Genomic DNA, 18,780 nt, shown 5'->3' with positions numbered 1-18,780 from the left:
GAGGCATATGAGTGGTAGCCTTTAAAGATAAATCGCGATAGTTAATTTTTGAAGTTAACTATCCGACTAGATTTATCCATCCTCAATTTCGGGAAATTTCCCCGGGAAAATGTCCAAAAATACATCATAGAACGCACATCAAAACACCTACGATAAAATATTTTCATTGAGGCAATGCCTTACCTTGAAGTTCTGTGAATAAGTGTATGAATGTTAAGCTTATAGAAACCTTCCTAACACTATACCTAAAAGTGTACCGAAAACAGGTATCCAAGGTTGCCACCACCGAGAGTCTCTTTTGTGCTCAATTTCACTCGAATGTAAATTGATTGCAGTTTTTACTAGAGTGGAAATATCTTCGTGGGTTAAAGGAGATCTCGATATTCGCTCTTTTGCAGAATCATCTAGTAATTTAAACTCTGCCCGAGATATTTTATGTTCAGTATCAACATTATATAGTTTTTGATAGTTCCGCCTCCAAACAAGTGATGCTTTGGTCCTACTTTGATCAAGACGGAAAAATTCTGGATGTTGTTCAAAGATATTTTTCCAATATTCCGCTTGATTTATATCCCCTGATATTCTGTCTGCCCAACCACTAAAATCTAATTTGTAAAATTTATAGGTTCCCATGACTTGAATTGCTGCGATAACATCAGCTAGTCGATTTTTATTATCAGTATAAGGCGTGGTGTTTTGCATGATTGCGATTTACCTGTGTAACTTTGAGCCTGAAACGAATATCTTAAATCTTTTAATCGGCAAAAAATATCAAGCGGCTTGAAGGTATTACTGAATCTTCAATTTTTAAAATTCAGACTACAGCGGGTTTTCTATCCTTTTAAAATCCCTTCCTTATTGCTGTCTGTAATCCAATAACTTGCCTAGATGATCGCAAATATTCTGATTTGCTATCCTGTCGAGATCTGTCGAGAAAAACCTGAAAATGAAAAATCGAGGAAAATGAAGTAGGAACGGATTTACCCGTGTGTAGCACGGTGTGTAGCAGATAGTACAAAGGCTTATGATTTTAGTCATAAGCCTTTGTTTTGGAAGAACTAAATTTTTAAGATTAGTTCATGCCGTATTTTTTAAGTTTTTTACGCAGAGTTCCGCGGTTGATGCCCAGCAGGATCGATGCACGGGTCTGGTTGCCACGAGTATATTGCATGACGACATCTAGCATCGGTGCTTCAACTTCGGATAAAACCAGTTCATACAACTCAGTGACATCTTCGCCTTCTAATTGAGCAAAGTAGTTACGCAGGGCTTGTTCTACGGAGTCGCGCAGTGGGCGCTGTTTTGGTTCTGAACTACCAGCAGTGGTGGTCACTGTTGAAAGAGTATTTGTGGTTAAATTAGTCTCAAACATACTCGTCGCTCTTTTCTGTTATAAGTTTAATAATTAAAAATGATCAATCGCAGCCATCTGTGCCGAGGCCGACTCTAGTCGGTTAAAGTCGCGGCGAAATGTAGCTGCGTCCGTGTGATTATTGGCATACCAGCCCACATGTTTGCGGGCAATCCGTACACCTAAATGCTCACCGTAAAACCGGTAGAGATTTTCCAGGTGTTCTTTCATCACCTGAGTAACGTCCTGTTTAGGTGGCGGGTTTAATCGCTCACCTGTTTCCAAATAATGATTAATCTGACCAAACAGCCATGGATTTCCTTGGGCTGCGCGACCAATCATTATGGCATCTGCCTGGGTCTGCTCTAATACCTGCTTGGCTTTTTCTGGCGATATAATGTCGCCATTGGCAATAACGGGGATAGTTACCGCCTGTTTTACCGCAGCAATTGTTTGGTATTCAGCTTCACCTTTATACATGCACGCTCGGGTGCGTCCGTGGACGGCTAATGCTTGTATTCCAGCTTGCTCTGCGAGCTTGGCTATCATGACAGCATTACGATGCTCTGGTGCCCAACCGGTACGCATTTTCAGCGTCACGGGTACATCCACGGCATTAACAACAGCTTCTAAAATGCGAGCTACCAAAGATGGATCTTGCATTAAAGCAGAGCCTGCTAATTTTTTGTTCACTTTTTTCGCGGGACATCCCATATTGATGTCGATGATTTGGGCGCCGTTATCAACATTGACTCGGGCGGCTTGAGCCATCAACTCAGGGTCTGCTCCTGCGATTTGAACACTACGGATACCCGGTTCCCCAAGGTGGTCCATTCGTTGACGTGATTTGCGGCTATTCCAAACTCGAGGATTACTCGAAAGCATCTCCGAGACGGCAAGCCCTGCGCCTAAACGTTTACATAAGATCCGAAAGGGTCGATCAGTTACGCCAGCCATCGGGGCTAGAATCACTGGATTATCGAGCCGATAAGGGCCAATTTGCATCGTTTAAAAGCCTTTTATCTTCACGTCCAAAGGCGGCGTAGTTTACGCCTTTTTGGACGTGGTGAAAAGGTTATTATTTGAACATTTTTAATAAAAAGGACTAGATTTTCGCCGTACTTTTTGGCAGGCCCCTAGCAGGATTTCGCTATTCCACTGATTCGGCACCAATCTTCGCGAGAGTTTATAGGATCTAAGTCAATTACATCTTTATAAACGTCGCTCACAGCCTCTGCTTGCTCATTTAATATACCGGATAAGGCAAGTTTACCTTGTGGTTTTAAATAGCCACAGATAACGCTGCAAAGCTCTTTAAGAGGGCCTGCTAAAATGTTAGCGACCACAATATCGGCTTTAAAGTCGCTGGGTTGGTTTGCTGGCAAATATAGCTCAAGTTGCTCGGCAACATCATTGCGGCTGGCATTATCATGGCTGGCTTGCAGCGCTTGTGGGTCGATATCGATACCGACAACGCGCTTAGCGCCAAGCTTTAATGCGGCAATGGCTAAAATACCGCTGCCACAACCAAAATCAACGACGGTCTTATCTGATAGGTCGAGCTGCTCAAGCCATTCAAGGCACAATGCTGTGGTTGGATGAGTGCCAGTGCCAAAGGCAAGCCCAGGGTCGAGATGCACATTTACCGCATCAGGGTCTGGAACTGGAAGCCAACTTGGGCAGATCCACAACCGTTTGCCAAATTGCATGGGTTTAAAGTTTTTCATCCATTCGCGTTCCCAGTCTTTATCTTCGAGCTGGTCGAGGCGATAGTTATGTTCGCCGAGCATCTGGGCATCACGCAAAATGGTAAGAATCGGTTGCATATCGGTATCGGCAGGATAGAGCCCTTGGACATCGGTATCGCCCCACAGCAGTGTTTCACCTGGTTTGGGTTCAAAAACAGGCGTGTCGTGGCGATCTAAAAACGTGACAGCCTGCGCTCCCAGGTCCATTAACAGATCCCCAATTGGTTCAGCTGTGCTTTGTGTGGCATTAATTTTTAATTGGATCCAAGGCATCCGATACTCTCCTGCAAATAAAAAAGCTCTACCTGAAATCAGGCAGAGCCTATTTTAGCAATTATTCTGCTTCAGCGTTATAGCCCGAGTTTTTTCTCGAGATAGTGGATATTAGTGCCACCGTTATGGAAGTTTTCATCTTCCATAATCCGCTGCTGAAGCGGAACGTTTGTTTTAATTCCGGTAATGACCAGTTCTGCCAGAGCATTTTTCATTCGAGCAATGGCAATATCACGGTTCTCACCATAAGCAATTAATTTGCCGATCATGGAATCGTAATAAGGCGGTACGGTATAACCAGAATAAATATGCGAATCCCAACGCACACCTGGGCCACCTGGCGCATGAAACGTTTCAATTTTACCCGGTGAAGGAATAAATGTATCAGGGTCTTCGGCGTTGATTCGACATTCAACGGCATGGCCTGAAATTTTCACTTCATCTTGGCTAATTGACAGTGGCTGGCCTGCGGCGATACGCAGCTGTTCTTTAACCAAGTCAACACCTGTAACCATTTCAGTGACAGGATGTTCCACCTGAATACGGGTATTCATTTCAATGAAATAGAAATTACCGTTTTCATATAAGAATTCAAATGTCCCTGCACCGCGATAATTAATATCAACACAGGCTTTTGAACAGCGCTCACCGATATAACGGCGCATATCTGAAGTTATGCCTGGTGCGGGAGCTTCTTCAACAACTTTTTGGTGACGACGCTGCATTGAACAGTCGCGTTCACCTAAATAAATGGCATTACCTTGACCATCAGAAAGTACCTGAATTTCCACGTGGCGTGGATTTTCCAGATATTTTTCCATGTAAACGGTGCTGTTGCCGAAGGCAGAGCCTGCTTCTGCTTGAGTTAACTCAATTGCTTTAACCAGTTCTTTTTCTTCGTAAACAACGCGCATCCCACGACCACCACCACCACCGGCAGCTTTGATGATCACCGGATAACCAATGCGTTTAGCAATGGTTTCATTGCGTTTAGCATCGTCTGTTAATGGGCCATCCGAGCCTGGTACACAGGGAACACCTGCTTTTTTCATGGCTGCGATTGCTTCTACTTTATCACCCATGATGCGAATGGTTTCCGCTTTGGGACCAATAAAGATAAAGCCACTTTTTTCAACCATTTCAGAAAACTCAGCATTTTCTGATAAAAAGCCATATCCAGGATGAATAGCAACTGCATCAGTCACTTCAGCTGCTGCAATAATGCGTGGAATATTCAGATAGCTTTTTGTGGCGGCTGGCTCACCGATACAAACGGTTTCATCAGCTAGCAATACGTGTTTTAAATCCCGGTCAGCTGTGGAATGAACGGCAACGGTTTTAATTCCCAGCTCTTTACAGGCTCTCAAGATCCGCAAAGCGATTTCGCCGCGGTTCGCGATGACAACTTTATCGAGCATAATAGCCTCTTTTATTCGATGATGAACAACGGTTCGTCAAACTCAACAGGTTCGCCGTCTTCAGCTACGATACGAGTTACGGTACCTGATTTATCTGCTTCGATTTGGTTCATCATTTTCATCGCTTCGATGATACACAGCGTATCACCAACATTCACATGAGAGCCTTCTTCAACAAAGAAAGGTGCATCAGGTGTTGGTGAACGATAGAACGTTCCAACCATTGGTGAACGAACAGTATGACCTGCTGGCTGAGCCGCTGCTGGTGCTTCAGCAGGTGCTGCTGGTGCAGGAGCCGCTGCTGGCGCTGCAACTGGTGCTGGTGCCTGTGGGGCAACACTATATACCGGCTGTGCAGGATTTGGAGAATAACGATTGATGCGAACTGATTCTTCACCTTCAGTGATTTCAAGCTCGGAAATACCCGATTCTTCTACCAGCTCGATTAATTTCTTTATTTTACGGATGTCCATATTGCTCTCTTTTTAGCAGTTCTTTGAGTTGTGCAACTGATTTACAGCTGCATCTAAGGCAAATTGATACCCTTGGGAACCAAGGCCACAAATCACACCGACAGCTTTATCTGAAAGATATGAATGATGGCGAAACGGCTCACGGGCATGAACGTTCGATAAGTGAACTTCAATAAATGGTATAGCAACGCCAAGCAGTGCATCTCTTAGTGCCACACTTGTGTGGGTAAATGCACCTGGGTTGATAATAATGAAGTCGACAACGCCCATCGCTTGATGGATGCGGTCAACAATTGCTCCTTCGTGGTTTGACTGGAAATGTTCCAGCTCAACCCCTAATTGCTGTCCCTGTTTATCTAACTGGGCATCGATATCAGCGAGGGTCTGATGACCGTAAATCCCCGGCTCGCGTTTTCCCAACAGATTTAAGTTGGGGCCATTGATCGCTAATATCCGGTATTTATCTGACATTTTCGCCGAAATCCTCATGTTCGTCAGTTAGACATATTATTGCATATTATAGCGCAATTATCTTTTCTCTAGGTGCATGTTATACCATATTTTTCACGATAAGCTAAATTTCTCGTAAAATAACCGCAAAGTTACTGGTATTTACCTTACTTTTTTCTAACGAATTTATGAAAGATTTAAGATAGTTTGGAAAGAACCGCTACAGACAATGCGATGAACGCATAGAAAATTGGCAGATAGTTGCAGATTGAACTATCTGCCGGAATGGTTTATTTGACGGTATATAATGGGGTAAGTTGGTAACTTAACCATTTATAGAGGTTAAAAGCGGCCATACTTTTGCCAGTTGGAAAACCGTTTTCATCTAAAAAGTTTTCTCCTTTAAAGACGATACAGTCAGGGGTTTGCACCGCTTCGTATACAACAACGCCATGAATATAGTCGTCATTGCTGTGTAGCGCTTCATTTGCCAGTTTGACAATCTCTTGCATACTGACTTCTTGTTTTTCGTTCATACAACCCCCTTGATGTAAAAAGGGCATCTTGTGGATGCCCATTGGTGATTATCATTGCCAGAGCCCTGACAATCTCATCACATTATTCCCAAATAAGTAACGCAAATAATTTTTTACCACGTTTTAGCAGGGTGTAGCGTTGATATAGCGCATCTTTTCGGGCAACTTCAGCGGTGTTATCAGTTTGTTTTTCACCGTTGATTAAAACAGCGCCATTGCCGATGAATTCGCGCGCCATTTTGTTTGATTTAGCTAAATCTGTCTGTTTAAGCAGTTCAACTAATGACTCTGAGTCACCACTAATAGTGGTTGCTGGCAGGCCATCTAGAGCAAGCTGTTCTAAATCACTCTGGCTTAAATCAGATAAGTCACCTGAGAATAACGCATCAGTAATACGCTGCGCAGAAGCAAGGCCTTCTTCGCCATGAACAAGTTGGGTTACTTCACGCGCTAAAATTCCCTGAGCCTGTGGTTTGCCTTGGGCATTTTTATCATCTTCTTCAATTTGAGCAATCTGCTCAACGGATAAGAAAGTGAAGTAACGCAAGAATTTGTAGACGTCAGCATCGGCGGTGTTGATCCAGAACTGGTAAAACGCATAAGGCGAGGTTTTGGTCGGATCGAGCCAAATAGTACCTGTTTCTGTTTTACCAAATTTCGTCCCGTCTGATTTAGTGACCAGCGGCATGGTCAGCCCGTATGTTTGTTTGGCATACATTCGGCGCGCTAAATCAATCCCACCGGTGATATTGCCCCATTGGTCTGAACCACCAAGCTGCAGCGTTACATCATTACGATGAGCAAGTTCTGCAAAGTCAAATGACTGCAACAGAATGTAGCTGAATTCGGTAAATGAAATACCAGAACCTTCGCGGTTGATGCGTTGCTGAACTGATTCTTTTTTTATCATCGCATTAACGCTGAAGTGTTTACCCACATCCCGCAGAAAATCGATGGTATTAAGCTCGCCTGTCCAGTCGTAGTTATTGACGACTTCGGCACCAGTTTCACCGTCGTTAAAGTCGATGAATCGGCTGACCTGTGCTTTTAGTTTCTCAACCCAGTTGTTGACGACATCTTTGGTATTGAGTTGGCGTTCGGTTGCTTTAAAGCTAGGATCGCCAATTAAACCGGTTGCTCCGCCGACTAATGCATAAGGTTTGTGTCCTGCCAATTGGAAGCGACGCAGCATTAACAGTGGAACGAGTGAGCCGATATGCAAACTGTCAGCGGTTGGATCGAAGCCACAATACAAACGACGGGTGCCAGTACTTAAATGTTCGCTAAGAGCCTCTTCGGCCGTGCACTGATTAATTAACCCGCGGGCCTCTAAATCGGCCAGTAATTCGTTTGTTGTTGTCATGATTCAACCTGTTCTATTTATGTCATTAACCGTCAAAAAAGATGACTGCCGATTTTACACACTGTTGGACGGTAAATACATCCTTTCGTGGGGTTAATGTAACGAATTACCCCTACTAAGCTTTAAAAGTACTCAATTCGTCTCCATAGTAATGACAGCGCCACATGAAAGGAGGAGCGCATGTTTTTGTACCTATTTATACTAATTGCCGGGCTGTCGATGGCCGAGTTGTATGTGTTAATTCACGTCGGCGCGGTGATTGGTGCCTTGCCCACAATTGGCTTGACCATTCTAACGGCCATTGTTGGGGCATCGCTAGTTCGTAGCCAAGGGCTACAAACCGCGTTTAAAGCACAGCAAAAAATTAATGAAGGGCAGATCCCTGCTCAGCAAGTGATTGAAGGTTTAATGTTAGTGGTCGCCGGAGCATTTTTGATCATGCCGGGCTTTATTACTGACATGTGTGGGATGATTTTACTCGTTCCACCGGTTCGCGCTTATTTTGCCAAACGAGTGCTTAATTCTAAACATATTAACTTTCAGGTTCCGCCGGGGCGAGGTGGTGATGGCAATACCTTTGAAGGGGAGTTTCAGCGCCATGATGACAACGATCATGACCGCCTGAACTAAATGATAATCGGCGCATTTTCTAGTGAGCTAAAATTTTTGAAAAAAATTTGCTCCTGCCCCTTGGAACTGGAAAATGCGACCCCATCTAATTTGACACTTAAGAGTTTTATCTTTGAGTGAGAGGCAAACTGGTTTTTCTCACTCACTAATCAACATAAACAACACGTAACACGCTGTGTTTTTTAAAGGAGACTAAGCAATGAGCATTCGTCCGTTGCATGATCGCGTCATCGTTAAGCGCAAAGAACAAGAAAGCAAGTCAGCTGGCGGTATCGTTCTGACTGGTTCTGCAGCTGAAAAATCCACTCGTGGTGAAGTGATTGCTGTCGGAACTGGCCGCATCATGGACAATGGTGATGTGAAGCCGCTTGACGTGAAAGTCGGGGACCTAGTTATTTTCAATGACGGTTATGGTGTGAAAACCGAAAAACTGGATGGCGAAGAAGTCCTCATCATGAGCGAGTCAGACATTCTGGCTATCGTAGAAGCTTAATTCACAGTTTTAATTTTCAATTAGCGAAGGATTTTTAAAAATGGCAGCTAAAGACGTCAAATTCGGAAATGATTCTCGCACCAAAATGCTCAAAGGTGTGAACATCCTGGCAGACGCCGTTAAAGTAACTCTGGGTCCTAAGGGACGTAACGTAGTTCTGGATAAATCATTCGGCGCTCCAAATATTACTAAAGATGGTGTTTCTGTCGCTAAAGAGATCGAATTAGAAGATAAATTCGAAAACATGGGCGCACAGATGGTTAAAGAAGTTGCATCACAAGCTAACGATGCAGCGGGCGACGGTACAACTACCGCAACTGTTCTGGCTCAGTCAATTGTCAACGAAGGCTTAAAAGCTGTTGCCGCTGGCATGAACCCAATGGATCTCAAACGTGGTATCGACAAAGCTGTTGTTGCAGCGGTTGAAGAGCTGAAAAAACTGTCTCAGCCATGTTCAGACAACAAAGCGATTGCTCAGGTTGGTACTATTTCTGCTAACTCTGATTCAACTGTTGGTAACATCATTGCAGAAGCAATGGAAAAAGTTGGTAACGAAGGCGTTATCACTGTTGAAGAAGGTCAAGGCCTGCAAGACGAACTGGATGTTGTTGAAGGTATGCAGTTCGACCGCGGTTATCTGTCTCCTTATTTCATCAACAACCAAGAAAGCGGCAGTGTTGAGCTGGAAAGCCCATACGTACTGTTAGTTGATAAAAAAATCTCTAACATCCGTGAACTGTTGCCACTTCTGGAAAGCCTGACTAAAGCAGGTAAACCACTGTTGATCGTTGCTGAAGATGTTGAAGGCGAAGCGCTGGCAACTCTGGTTGTGAACAACATGCGTGGCATCGTTAAAGTTGCAGCGGTTAAAGCTCCTGGCTTTGGTGACCGTCGTAAAGCAATGTTGCAAGATATTGCGATTCTGACTGATGGTACTGTTATCAGCGAAGAAGTTGGTCTGGATCTTGAAAAAGCAACTCTAGAAGACTTAGGTAGCGCCAAACGTGTTGTGATTAACAAAGACAGCACAACTATTATCGACGGTGTTGGTGACCAAGCTGCGATTGAAGCACGTGTTAACCAGATCCGCGCTCAGATCGAAGAAACTTCATCTGACTACGATAAAGAAAAACTGCAAGAACGTGTTGCTAAACTGGCTGGCGGTGTTGCCGTTATTAAAGTTGGCGCAGCAACAGAAGTTGAAATGAAAGAGAAAAAAGCTCGCGTAGAAGACGCTCTGCATGCAACTCGCGCTGCGGTTGAAGAAGGTGTTGTCCCTGGCGGTGGTGTTGCTCTGATCCGTGCAGCTTCAAAAATTACTGAACTGACAGGCGAAAACGAAGACCAGAACGTTGGTATCCGTTTGGCTCTGCGTGCAATGGAATCTCCACTGCGTCAGATCGTTCGTAACGCTGGTGAAGAAGATTCAGTTGTTGCTAACAAAGTTAAAGAAGGCGAAGGTAACTTTGGTTACAACGCAGGTACTGAAGTATTCGGCGACATGCTGGAAATGGGTATTCTTGACCCAACTAAAGTAACTCGTAGCGCTCTACAGTTTGCCGGTTCTGTTGCTGGTCTGATGATCACAACCGAATGTATGGTAACTGACAAACCTCAAAAAGATGCTCCAGCTGCTCCTGATATGGGCGGTATGGGTGGAATGGGCGGCATGGGCGGCATGATGTGATCATGAGTCTATGACGTTTCAGCGAAACGCATAACATCTTTAAAACCCCAAAGGTTTATGATCTTTGGGGTTTTTTATTATGTTTTAAACACTATAAATAATGAAAATTACAACAGGTTTATCTTGCGAGCGTTGGCTTTGAATCTGAAACTCGTTATCCTTGAATAAGATGCTAGTACAGCTGGATTTAGTGTTATAAATCCGGTTGATAGTTAGGCCTATAAATCCAATGCCAAAGCAAAACTGCTTTGTTTTTCGATACGATTTAAGAGCGCTAAACAATTTTGTCAGCCGTTATCATCATGGCTAAAGCTAAATTGTTGGGCATGTTTCGTATGAATGAACTTATTGTATTTCATCATCTGGTGGTCATTCCCTTATAAAATACGATTTGATGAGCAGCTAGGCCACTGAGATTAGTTTGATGAAAAGGAACCCCAATGCAACGAATCACCATAACCATTGATGATGATTTAGCACAACATTTAGATGAAGTAATCGAGTCTCGCGGTTATAGCAGCCGTTCTGAGGCGGTTCGTGATTTAGTTCGGGAATCGCTGGTACTTGATAATGACGAAGATAATCAGCAATGTATGGGTGTATTAACCTACGTCTTTAAACACCAAACTCGCGAGTTATCGCGCCGTCTGACCCATTTGCAACATGATCACCATGACTTATCGGTTTCTACTCTGCACATGCATATCAACCATGATGATTGCTTAGAAGTGACCATTTTGAAAGGGCAGCGCAAACGATTGCAAAGTTTTGCCGATTCGCTTACCTCTCAGCGCGGGGTGAGTCACGGTAATTTAAAATTGATCCCAATGCCTAAAGAGTCATGATTGCGACTTGCCTCTTTGATAGTTTTAAAGAGGCTGATTGCTGCTCTTTGAGCGATTTTGTCCAACTATTTTTGCAAATGTCCTAAATTACCAAATCTGTGTCCGATACGAGCCAGTTTTTATGGCCCAAAATCAGGTATAAGAATATAAAGCGATTTTAATAAAGGACCTTGCATGGATTCATTAAATTTAGATGCTGATTCAGCATACAATATTAAAGTAACGGAATTTATTGAATTAAACCATAAAATTGAACATGGTATGGAAACATATCCTGGATTAAGCCATGTTGAAGTCTATGAACACCTACCTCGGTTTGATAATCGTGCGCTAATTGATGGTATTAGTTTAATTGGAATATCTGGCACTTATATTGACTCACCATTTCATGAAGATCCTAATGGAAATAAAATTTGTGATTATCCTTTAGAAAAGTTGGTTCACCTTCCTATTGTTGTTGTAAATAAACCAACTAATCGTATTTCTTTTGAAATAGAAGATTTTCAAAATATTTCAGTTAAAGGCAAAGCGGTATTATTAAACAGCACTCACGACAAGTTTTTCGGCAAAAAAGAATATGGTGAAAACGTCCCCTATATTGCTGAAGATGCTGCTCAATATTTAGTTGATAATGGTGCTGTGTTAGTAGGGATTGATTCTCCTTTAGTCGATAATATTGAAACCTCTGCAGAGGCTATTCCTGTGCATAATATCCTGTTAAGCAATGGCTTAGTGATCTGTGAAGATATGACAAATATTGCAGCTGTTGCCGGCAAAGTGGCCTATCTAACAGCTGTTCCACCAAGGGTTCCTTTAGCGAGCTTCCCGGCGCGTGTTTTTGCTAGCGTTTATGCTTAATTTTATCAAATAGATTTATAGGTCATCATAAATCACTTAAATAATTTGGCTTAAATATGACAATGCTTGTCTTAACTAGACAAGCTTTATATAGGTAAGTGCCTCAATATTAAATAATCTGAGTTATTCGTTTAGTTTGATTGTAGCGAAGGGAGTTTAGTAAGAATGAATCAAAAAATTATCTTACTTGCTGAACATATATCGAAAAGATATGGCGGAGTTTATGCGTTAAATGATGTTAGCTTTTCACTCAATCAAGGTGAAATTCTAGGATTATGTGGTGAGAATGGCGCGGGTAAAAGTACCTTAGTTAAAATTTTAGGTGGGCATATTAAACCCGATACCGGGGCATTAACTATTGGCGAAACAGCCGTAGAGTTAGGTAAACGCGTTGACCCATCATTAATTACAATTGTGCATCAGGAATTATCTATATTACCGCATTTAAGTGTTTTAGATAATATTGTAATTGGCATTCGTCACCGTGGCGTTATTTATAAACGCAGTCACTTTGTCTTGCAAGTTCAAAAGCTTCTAAAAGAGGTGGGACTTGAGCATGTGGATGTGCATCAATTGGCAAGCTCGTTGTCATTGGCTGAACGTCAACTGGTTGAGATAGCGCGCGGTTTAGCAAGTGGCGCGAAGGTTCTGCTGCTTGATGAGCCAACTGCCACGTTATCAGATGCTGAAATTGAGAAAGTGTTTGCCATTATGCGTTCGTTAAAAGAGCGCGGTACAACACTGGTAATTATTAGCCATCGACTGGATGAGATCTTTCATATTACGGATCGCGTGACCATTTTTCGTGGTGGTAAACATATCTTTACTCGTGAAACCGAACAGGTTTCAAGCCAAGAGCTTGTAAGCGCGATGCTTGGGCGTGAAGTTGTGCGTGGCGCTGAGCCCATTTTGCGCAATCACGGCGAGCTTTTATTAGAGTGTCGTAAGGTTGGCGTCGAAAATCATTATGGGCCTCTTGATTTTAATTGTCATCGCGGCGAAATCGTTGCTTTAGTTGGGCAATTGGGCTCTGGAGCCGATTTTTTTCTGAAAACACTTGCGGGGTTATACCCAGCGACGACTGGGCAAATCAAGCTCAAAAATCAACCAGTTTCACTTAATTCAATTAAAGACTGCGAACATCACCATATCTCTTATGTTCCGGAAGACCGAGCCGGGAAAGGTGCTTTTTTGCAGGCTCCCATCGGGATGAATTTAACGTCGCGCTCGCTCGATAGTTTGAGTAAAAAAGGTGTGATTGAAAAAGGCCGCGATAACACTCGAGCCATTGAATTAGCCAAACTCTTCACTCTTGATCCTAAGCGTAACCATCAGGATGTGTCTTCGCTGAGTGGTGGAAATCAGCAAAAGGTGGTTTTAGGCAAGGCGGTTGCCACTAATCCAGAGCTGCTACTGCTAAATGAGCCAACTCGAGGCGTTGATATCGGGGCGCGTGCTGATATTTATCAGCGGCTGCGTGAAATGGCAGATAAAGGCCTTTCGATTGTTTTCTACTCAACCGATCTTGAAGAGATCCTTGATTTTGCCGATCGCATTGTCACGATTTATAAAGGGCAAATTGTGAATAACATCGCGCGCAAAGAGGCTTCTTCACAAACCATTTTGCAAGACATTCTTAATGGCAATCAGGGAGTCGCCGCATGATGAATTTATTGACTTTAACGGCTCCGAAACTTGGCATTTCGACCAAAAATAGTAGTGCCTTTTCCCCAACACGCATTCAGGCTAGCGCGGTACGCATTGCGATTGTCATTTTGGTGCTTCTAGCCGCGGTTCTGGTTGATGGTTTTACCAGTGCTCATAACATTAGCTCAATTCTATTTATGACTGTATCGGTCGGAATCGCAGCTTGTGGCCTCTCGATGGTTACGATTAGCGGTAACCTGTTTATGTTATCCATGAGCGCGACCACATCTGTTTGTACCATCGTTTTTGCCAGCACGCTGCAATTTGGTATTAGTGCAGCGATTGTGATGACGTTATTAGTTGGATTGATTTGCGGCATTTTGCAAGGTTTGGCTGTTGGCGTGATGAAGGCTAACCCGATTATCACGACTATTGCTGCTTCTTCGATCATTACTGGGATCGGCTCATGGTTCTCTGGTGGCCGAACGATTACCAGCGATGTTCAGGTTCCATGGTTAGGTATCGGCCACATTGTAAGCGGTGTGCCCAATCAATTTTTGATTTTATTACTGGTCTGGGCACTGGCTAGCTTCTTCTTATCGAGGATGCGTTTAGGCCGTGAAATTAAACTCATTGGTATTAACAAAAATACAGCGCAATTATCTGGCCTGCGGTTGGGGTGGGCTATCACTGCTGCCTATATGATTGCTGCGTTAACTGCAGCTCTAACCGGAATTTTAATTGCCTCGCAAACTTCCCAGGGTAACTTGTCTCTCGGTTCGGGCTTAGATTTTAGTGCCATTGCAGCGGTACTTATTGGTGGCGTTGCGATAACCGGTGGGCAAGGACGCATCTCTGATGCGGTATTTGGCGCGCTGTTTCTGGCCATCATCAGTGATGTGTTACTGCTAAAAGGATTCTCTTTAGATATTCAGCTGATGGTTAAAGGAGCGGTTGTTTTAGTGTCTGTTTTACTTGGTGCTTTGCTGCGCCGCCAAAGTCATTAAGGAGAGCTAGATGAAATCTTCATGGAAGGCGCCAGAGGTAGTTAGAATTATCTTGCTGATTGCGATCCCGGTATTTTTTGCACTGTTTAATAACTACTTTCTGACCTCTGGTAATTTGTTTGCTCTGATGCAGAGTTTTGCTTTGGTTGGATTAGTTGCTGTTGGGTTGGCTCTGACAATGATCGTCGGCGAGTTTGATCTGTCGGTCGCGCCCATGGTGGCCGTCGGCGGGTTAATTTTAGCCAAAACGGGTGGCGATAGCGCTTGGATTGGCGTGTTATGTGCGGTCGCTTTCGGGCTAGTTATTGGCATCGTGAACGCGCTATTTATCATTCGTCTAAAAGTCTCATCACTGGTTAGTACACTGGGCATGATGATTTTATTGTCTGGTTTTGCCTATTGGATAGCCAATGGCAATGTGGTGCCTTATTACAACTTTGACGCCTCTGATGTATTAGATCATCAGTTTGCCTATCTGTTGTCTCCTCGCATTTTAATTACTATTGCGCTGATGTTGGTTGTCTTTTTACTTCTTAAATTTACTTACATCGGTCGTGATATCTACGCCACTGGGAGCCATCGAGGAAGTGCTCAAATGAGTGGCGCACGAACCTCTTTGGCAATTTTTGTAACGTTTGGTTGCTCTGGAGTTTTTTCCGCATTAGCGGGTGCTTTGATTTCGATAAGTTTAGCCACTGGTTCGCCAACACTTGGCAATACTCTGTTAGTGCAAGCGGCATCGGCGGCAATTTTAGGTGGCGTATCGTTAGAAGGTGGAGTTGGCAAAATCCATCAGATGGCGATTGGCGTGCTTATTTTGGCCATGCTCAATAATGGCTTGAGCCTTTTAGGCGTTAGTTCTGCAACGACGTTGCTGGTTAATGGTTGTGTTCTGGCATGTGTTGTTCTTATCAATGGTGGCGTACGACCTGCTCGCATGTTGCGCCGAGGATAAAAGAATATGAAGGAAAGTGTGATGAAATTTATGGGGAAAATAACAAATAAACGAACTTTCGCAGGGGCTCTTTTCGGTGCAATTCTAACAAGCTTTGCCTCAACTGCGTTTGCCAATGAAAAACCATCGGTGATTTTGCTGCAACCAACACAAGAGTGTACTTATTGCTCAGATTATCTGCGATTTTTCAAACAGCAGGCTGATAAAGCGGGATTTAGTTATCAGGTTACTACCAGCCCGTTTGACCCCTCAAACCAGGCTAATCAGGTTGAGCAAGCAATTGCAAAACATCCGAAGGCCATTATTTTGTGGCCTGTTGACGCCAATGCTTTAATACCATCAATGCGCAAGATCCAAAAAGCAGGCATTCCCTTGATTATCAGTGATGCGATGCCTGCCAAACAAGCGGCTCGATTCTGGGACTATTACACGGGCGGCAATAGTGAAGCAATTGGTCGAGAATCGGCTAAAGCGATGGTCGAGGCTTTTAAAGCCAAAGGCTACGGCACTAAAGGCGATATTTTTGCCATTACCGGTACTCCCGGTACGCCAACCACCATTGGGCGGATGCGCGGCTTTACTCAAGAGCTCTCTAAAATAGCGCCCAATATCAAAATTGTTGCTCAGCAACCGGGAAATTGGGATCAGAATGTTGCGATGACCGCCGCTTCATCGTTGTTCACCCGTTTTGGCGACAAGATTAAAGGGGTTTATTCGGTTGAAGATTTAATGATGGCTGGGGTGATTACCGCAGCGCAGCGCACCGGAATTGATGCGAAAAAACTCGCTTTAGTAGGTGTGGGCTGCGAAGTACAGGGCTACGACAACATCAAATCAGGGGTTCAGTATGCAACCGTTTTATCTGATGCATATTCAGATGCGAAATTCGCTGTTGAAGCTGCACAGAAGGTGCTCAAAGGTGAGAAAGTTCAAAAATACACCTATATGCCGAACCCAATTATTACTAAAAATAATCTCAACGAGTGTCGAGGGATCAGTCAGTAGTGTTATGCACAGCAAAGGATCCTGAGCTTCGTTGATTCAAATTTGAGAGGTTTTTTATGTCTAAAACATTACGATTGAACATTCCACAATGGCAAGGTGGTGATATGCCTGCCTATCATTTTGGGGCGCAGTTACTGGCTTGGCTAGCACCGCAAGCGAGCGGCCCAGTTGAGAATGTGGATGTCAGATGTGTTGAAACCAGCGATCTGGAAAATGAGAATGGGATCGTTGGGCGCAGTGAGATTATCCCGCAGTTACAGCAAACGCGAGAACTGATTGACAAGCATCAGCCTGATAGTCTGGTAATTTTAGGTGGTGATTGTCTTGTTGATCTCGTCCCTTTTGCTTATTTGCACGAAAAATATGGTCATGAATTAGGTATCTTATGGGTGGATGCCCACCCTGATATCATGACTTCTCAAGAGTTTGAACACTCTCATGCATCCGTTTTACGGGTACTGATGGGCGAAGGGGATGCCGATTTAACCCAGTTTGTGCAAAAACCAATCAGTAGTGACCAGGTGATGTATGCTGGGGTCAATGAAGAAAATGACTATGAGGCTAACTTTTTAGCCCAGCGCCAGATGCGCATTTGTCGCCCTGAAGAAATTCACTCACAAATCAGCTCGATTCAGCAGTGGATTAAAGAGCAGGGGATTAAATATCTGGCTATCCATTTGGACTTAGATGTTTTAAGCATTGCTGATTTTGGCTCCTTACTATTTACCAAACCTGATGCGGCTGAGGATGAGTTTGCAGGCATTGCTCAAGGTAAACTCACCATGGCTGATGTCGTTAAAGTCACGGCATTGGCAAGTGCACAAGCCAAAGTGGTCGGAATGGGGATCACCGAACATTTACCATGGGATTCACTGCGACTAAAACAAATGTTGGAAAAATTACCGTTGCTTGGAAACGCATAATTCTCAGTGGTAAAACGCGTAAATTTTAAAGGATAGCTTATTGGCTATCCTTTTTTATTTTGTGTTTATCAGTCGATTACTTGTGCGAAACAGAAGAGTTTAAGAGTGGATAATCGTCTTAGGCGAATAGCCATAACGCTTTTTAAAGGTGCGACTAAAGTGGGAAAGATCTTTATAACCGAAGGTGAATGCAGCTTGGGTAATATTGCTAACACGACGATTAATGAGTGCGTCATAAGCCATTGATAATCGCTGCTCCTGTAACCAGCCTCGAGGGGTTTGTCCAATTTGAGCAAACAATCGGCTTAAGGTACGAACCGACATATTATGCGCAATTGCTATCTGCTCAAGATTAAGGTTTTCATCCCCAATATTGGCGCGAATATATCGTTTAACCTCTTGTAATTGTTTACTCCCATCAGTTGGCGTATTGCCTCGCATCTGAGTGACCGCTCGTTCAATAGCTGTGGTGATCATCTCAAGGGTTGGCAAAATGAAATCATCGTTTTGGGATAGCTCTTGTGATGTCGAAATATATGAGGAGTCATCCATTAAATTGCTAATTAATCGACCATAAAGTGAGTTTTGAACAATTAAAGTGCCACCGATATGGTCAAGGTTATCTAATTTAGCTTGCATCAAAGGGCGCGGGATTCTAAGCAATCTCGCTTTATATCGCTGGTTATATTCAAAACTATAAGGTTTGCCTGAATCATAGATGAGGATCTGGCCTTGTTCATGTTTAAGTTGCTGATCGTTTTGGCTAAAGCTACCTTGGCCATCGATAATTTGTGAGATAAAAATATCATCTTGAGGACGAGTTCTAAGGTCTGCTTTACGGCGATCATAGCGAATACCATCAGAGTTAACCTGACTTAATTCAGTATTGCCAAACTGTTGAACAGTTGTGGTGGCTTGAAAGTCATCCCGATCCTCAATGGTTCCTAGGCAAGGCGCATATAACTTAAAAACTACGTCGTTCCAGTAGTTAAAGCGATCTTTGCCGTTAAGAGAATCAGTTGAAAAAATAGTGCTCATATACAATCACCTCCGCAAACAAGAACTGCAAAAAACAGGCCTAGCAAATAGAAATGAAAGAGAATAATCACGGAGCTATA

The 18,780-nt window shown here is 43.5% G+C and carries 20 protein-coding genes; 10 read left to right on the top strand and 10 right to left on the bottom strand.

What is annotated here, in order from left to right:
* Positions 1 to 219: 219 nt before the first annotated feature.
* The 9 genes from ABTQ23_RS12000 to tyrS all read right to left on the bottom strand — a co-directional run bounded on the left by ABTQ23_RS12000 (position 220) and on the right by tyrS (position 7,612).
* A complete protein-coding gene (locus ABTQ23_RS12000) occupies positions 220 to 702 on the bottom strand; it encodes an N-carbamoyl-L-amino acid amidohydrolase (RefSeq protein WP_408615973.1) in 483 nt (160 codons plus the stop codon).
* Positions 703 to 1,072: 370 nt separating this feature from the next.
* Complete coding sequence (gene fis / locus ABTQ23_RS11995; RefSeq protein WP_131912414.1) at positions 1,073 to 1,372, bottom strand: DNA-binding transcriptional regulator Fis; 300 nt, start codon at positions 1,370 to 1,372, stop codon at positions 1,073 to 1,075.
* A 33-nt stretch (positions 1,373 to 1,405) separates the two neighbouring features.
* Entirely contained in the window at positions 1,406 to 2,356 is a 951-nt protein-coding gene (gene dusB, locus ABTQ23_RS11990) for a tRNA dihydrouridine synthase DusB (protein WP_408615972.1), read from the bottom strand.
* Between the two features lie 131 nt (positions 2,357 to 2,487).
* The gene (gene prmA, locus ABTQ23_RS11985; protein ID WP_408615971.1) at positions 2,488 to 3,372 is read right to left on the bottom strand and encodes a 50S ribosomal protein L11 methyltransferase; all 885 of its coding nucleotides are present in this window, start codon (positions 3,370 to 3,372) and stop codon (positions 2,488 to 2,490) included.
* Between the two features lie 77 nt (positions 3,373 to 3,449).
* Entirely contained in the window at positions 3,450 to 4,790 is a 1,341-nt protein-coding gene (accC, locus tag ABTQ23_RS11980) for an acetyl-CoA carboxylase biotin carboxylase subunit (protein ID WP_408615970.1), read from the bottom strand.
* 11 nt (positions 4,791 to 4,801) lie between these two features.
* Entirely contained in the window at positions 4,802 to 5,263 is a 462-nt protein-coding gene (accB, locus tag ABTQ23_RS11975) for an acetyl-CoA carboxylase biotin carboxyl carrier protein (RefSeq protein ID WP_408615969.1), read from the bottom strand.
* 12 nt (positions 5,264 to 5,275) lie between these two features.
* Positions 5,276 to 5,734 (bottom strand): type II 3-dehydroquinate dehydratase, encoded by a 459-nt coding sequence (gene aroQ / locus ABTQ23_RS11970; protein ID WP_408615968.1) that lies wholly within the window; start codon positions 5,732 to 5,734, stop codon positions 5,276 to 5,278.
* 269 nt (positions 5,735 to 6,003) lie between these two features.
* Positions 6,004 to 6,249, bottom strand: a complete 246-nt coding sequence (locus tag ABTQ23_RS11965) for a DUF2498 family protein (protein WP_408615967.1) — start codon at positions 6,247 to 6,249, stop codon at positions 6,004 to 6,006.
* Positions 6,250 to 6,331: 82 nt separating this feature from the next.
* A complete protein-coding gene (tyrS, locus tag ABTQ23_RS11960; RefSeq protein ID WP_408615966.1) occupies positions 6,332 to 7,612 on the bottom strand; it encodes a tyrosine--tRNA ligase in 1,281 nt (426 codons plus the stop codon).
* A 180-nt stretch (positions 7,613 to 7,792) separates the two neighbouring features.
* Here tyrS and ABTQ23_RS11955 point away from each other — a divergent pair, with 180 nt between their 5' ends.
* The 10 genes from ABTQ23_RS11955 (at position 7,793) to ABTQ23_RS11910 (ending at position 17,662) form a co-directional block, all read left to right on the top strand.
* Positions 7,793 to 8,242 (top strand): FxsA family protein, encoded by a 450-nt coding sequence (locus ABTQ23_RS11955; protein WP_408615965.1) that lies wholly within the window; start codon positions 7,793 to 7,795, stop codon positions 8,240 to 8,242.
* Positions 8,243 to 8,441: 199 nt separating this feature from the next.
* On the top strand, positions 8,442 to 8,735 hold the full coding sequence (locus ABTQ23_RS11950; RefSeq protein ID WP_131912422.1) for a co-chaperone GroES: 294 nt from the start codon (positions 8,442 to 8,444) through the stop codon (positions 8,733 to 8,735).
* Positions 8,736 to 8,775: 40 nt separating this feature from the next.
* Positions 8,776 to 10,422 (top strand): chaperonin GroEL, encoded by a 1,647-nt coding sequence (gene groL, locus ABTQ23_RS11945; RefSeq protein WP_408615964.1) that lies wholly within the window; start codon positions 8,776 to 8,778, stop codon positions 10,420 to 10,422.
* 440 nt (positions 10,423 to 10,862) lie between these two features.
* Positions 10,863 to 11,267 carry a nickel-responsive transcriptional regulator NikR gene (gene nikR, locus ABTQ23_RS11940; protein ID WP_408615963.1) on the top strand — a complete coding sequence of 135 codons (405 nt, stop codon included), beginning with the start codon at positions 10,863 to 10,865 and terminating at the stop codon, positions 11,265 to 11,267.
* Between the two features lie 174 nt (positions 11,268 to 11,441).
* Positions 11,442 to 12,125 carry a cyclase family protein gene (locus ABTQ23_RS11935; protein ID WP_408615962.1) on the top strand — a complete coding sequence of 228 codons (684 nt, stop codon included), beginning with the start codon at positions 11,442 to 11,444 and terminating at the stop codon, positions 12,123 to 12,125.
* A 165-nt stretch (positions 12,126 to 12,290) separates the two neighbouring features.
* Positions 12,291 to 13,790, top strand: coding sequence for a sugar ABC transporter ATP-binding protein (locus ABTQ23_RS11930; protein ID WP_408615961.1), 1,500 nt, complete (start codon positions 12,291 to 12,293; stop codon positions 13,788 to 13,790).
* Positions 13,787 to 14,779: an ABC transporter permease gene (locus ABTQ23_RS11925; protein WP_408615960.1), complete on the top strand. Its 993-nt coding sequence runs from the start codon at positions 13,787 to 13,789 to the stop codon at positions 14,777 to 14,779. Before ABTQ23_RS11930 ends, ABTQ23_RS11925 begins: the two co-directional genes overlap by 4 nt.
* A gap of 10 nt (positions 14,780 to 14,789) precedes the next feature.
* On the top strand, positions 14,790 to 15,734 hold the full coding sequence (locus ABTQ23_RS11920) for an ABC transporter permease (protein WP_408615959.1): 945 nt from the start codon (positions 14,790 to 14,792) through the stop codon (positions 15,732 to 15,734).
* 6 nt (positions 15,735 to 15,740) lie between these two features.
* Positions 15,741 to 16,739, top strand: coding sequence for a sugar ABC transporter substrate-binding protein (locus ABTQ23_RS11915; protein WP_408615958.1), 999 nt, complete (start codon positions 15,741 to 15,743; stop codon positions 16,737 to 16,739).
* Positions 16,740 to 16,795: 56 nt separating this feature from the next.
* A complete protein-coding gene (locus tag ABTQ23_RS11910) occupies positions 16,796 to 17,662 on the top strand; it encodes an arginase family protein (RefSeq protein WP_408615957.1) in 867 nt (288 codons plus the stop codon).
* Between the two features lie 99 nt (positions 17,663 to 17,761).
* Here the strand turns inward: ABTQ23_RS11910 and ABTQ23_RS11905 are convergent, their stop codons facing one another.
* Entirely contained in the window at positions 17,762 to 18,700 is a 939-nt protein-coding gene (locus ABTQ23_RS11905; RefSeq protein ID WP_408615956.1) for a helix-turn-helix domain-containing protein, read from the bottom strand.
* Between the last annotated feature and the right edge of the window lie 80 nt (positions 18,701 to 18,780).

Source organism: Celerinatantimonas sediminis, from assembly GCF_046054195.1.
GTDB lineage: Bacteria > Pseudomonadota > Gammaproteobacteria > Enterobacterales > Celerinatantimonadaceae > Celerinatantimonas.
Note: the sequence above shows the minus strand (reverse complement) of the source record. Positions and strands in the feature narration are given on the sequence as shown.

Excerpts from the sequence above, each read along its gene's own strand:
- ABTQ23_RS11955 (WP_408615965.1), top strand. The coding sequence starts at position 7,793 with ATGTTTTTGTACCTATTTATACTAATTGCCGGGCTGTCGATGGCCGAG.
- groL (WP_408615964.1), top strand. The coding sequence starts at position 8,776 with ATGGCAGCTAAAGACGTCAAATTCGGAAATGATTCTCGCACCAAAATG.
- tyrS (WP_408615966.1), bottom strand. The coding sequence starts at position 7,612 with ATGACAACAACAAACGAATTACTGGCCGATTTAGAGGCCCGCGGGTTA.
- ABTQ23_RS11925 (WP_408615960.1), top strand. The coding sequence starts at position 13,787 with ATGATGAATTTATTGACTTTAACGGCTCCGAAACTTGGCATTTCGACC.
- ABTQ23_RS11965 (WP_408615967.1), bottom strand. The coding sequence starts at position 6,249 with ATGAACGAAAAACAAGAAGTCAGTATGCAAGAGATTGTCAAACTGGCA.
- ABTQ23_RS11935 (WP_408615962.1), top strand. The coding sequence starts at position 11,442 with ATGGATTCATTAAATTTAGATGCTGATTCAGCATACAATATTAAAGTA.
- ABTQ23_RS12000 (WP_408615973.1), bottom strand. The coding sequence starts at position 702 with ATGCAAAACACCACGCCTTATACTGATAATAAAAATCGACTAGCTGAT.
- accC (WP_408615970.1), bottom strand. The coding sequence starts at position 4,790 with ATGCTCGATAAAGTTGTCATCGCGAACCGCGGCGAAATCGCTTTGCGG.
- nikR (WP_408615963.1), top strand. The coding sequence starts at position 10,863 with ATGCAACGAATCACCATAACCATTGATGATGATTTAGCACAACATTTA.
- ABTQ23_RS11905 (WP_408615956.1), bottom strand. The coding sequence starts at position 18,700 with ATGAGCACTATTTTTTCAACTGATTCTCTTAACGGCAAAGATCGCTTT.
- ABTQ23_RS11910 (WP_408615957.1), top strand. The coding sequence starts at position 16,796 with ATGTCTAAAACATTACGATTGAACATTCCACAATGGCAAGGTGGTGAT.
- prmA (WP_408615971.1), bottom strand. The coding sequence starts at position 3,372 with ATGCCTTGGATCCAATTAAAAATTAATGCCACACAAAGCACAGCTGAA.
- aroQ (WP_408615968.1), bottom strand. The coding sequence starts at position 5,734 with ATGTCAGATAAATACCGGATATTAGCGATCAATGGCCCCAACTTAAAT.
- ABTQ23_RS11930 (WP_408615961.1), top strand. The coding sequence starts at position 12,291 with ATGAATCAAAAAATTATCTTACTTGCTGAACATATATCGAAAAGATAT.
- fis (WP_131912414.1), bottom strand. The coding sequence starts at position 1,372 with ATGTTTGAGACTAATTTAACCACAAATACTCTTTCAACAGTGACCACC.
- ABTQ23_RS11915 (WP_408615958.1), top strand. The coding sequence starts at position 15,741 with ATGAAGGAAAGTGTGATGAAATTTATGGGGAAAATAACAAATAAACGA.
- dusB (WP_408615972.1), bottom strand. The coding sequence starts at position 2,356 with ATGCAAATTGGCCCTTATCGGCTCGATAATCCAGTGATTCTAGCCCCG.
- ABTQ23_RS11920 (WP_408615959.1), top strand. The coding sequence starts at position 14,790 with ATGAAATCTTCATGGAAGGCGCCAGAGGTAGTTAGAATTATCTTGCTG.
- ABTQ23_RS11950 (WP_131912422.1), top strand. The coding sequence starts at position 8,442 with ATGAGCATTCGTCCGTTGCATGATCGCGTCATCGTTAAGCGCAAAGAA.
- accB (WP_408615969.1), bottom strand. The coding sequence starts at position 5,263 with ATGGACATCCGTAAAATAAAGAAATTAATCGAGCTGGTAGAAGAATCG.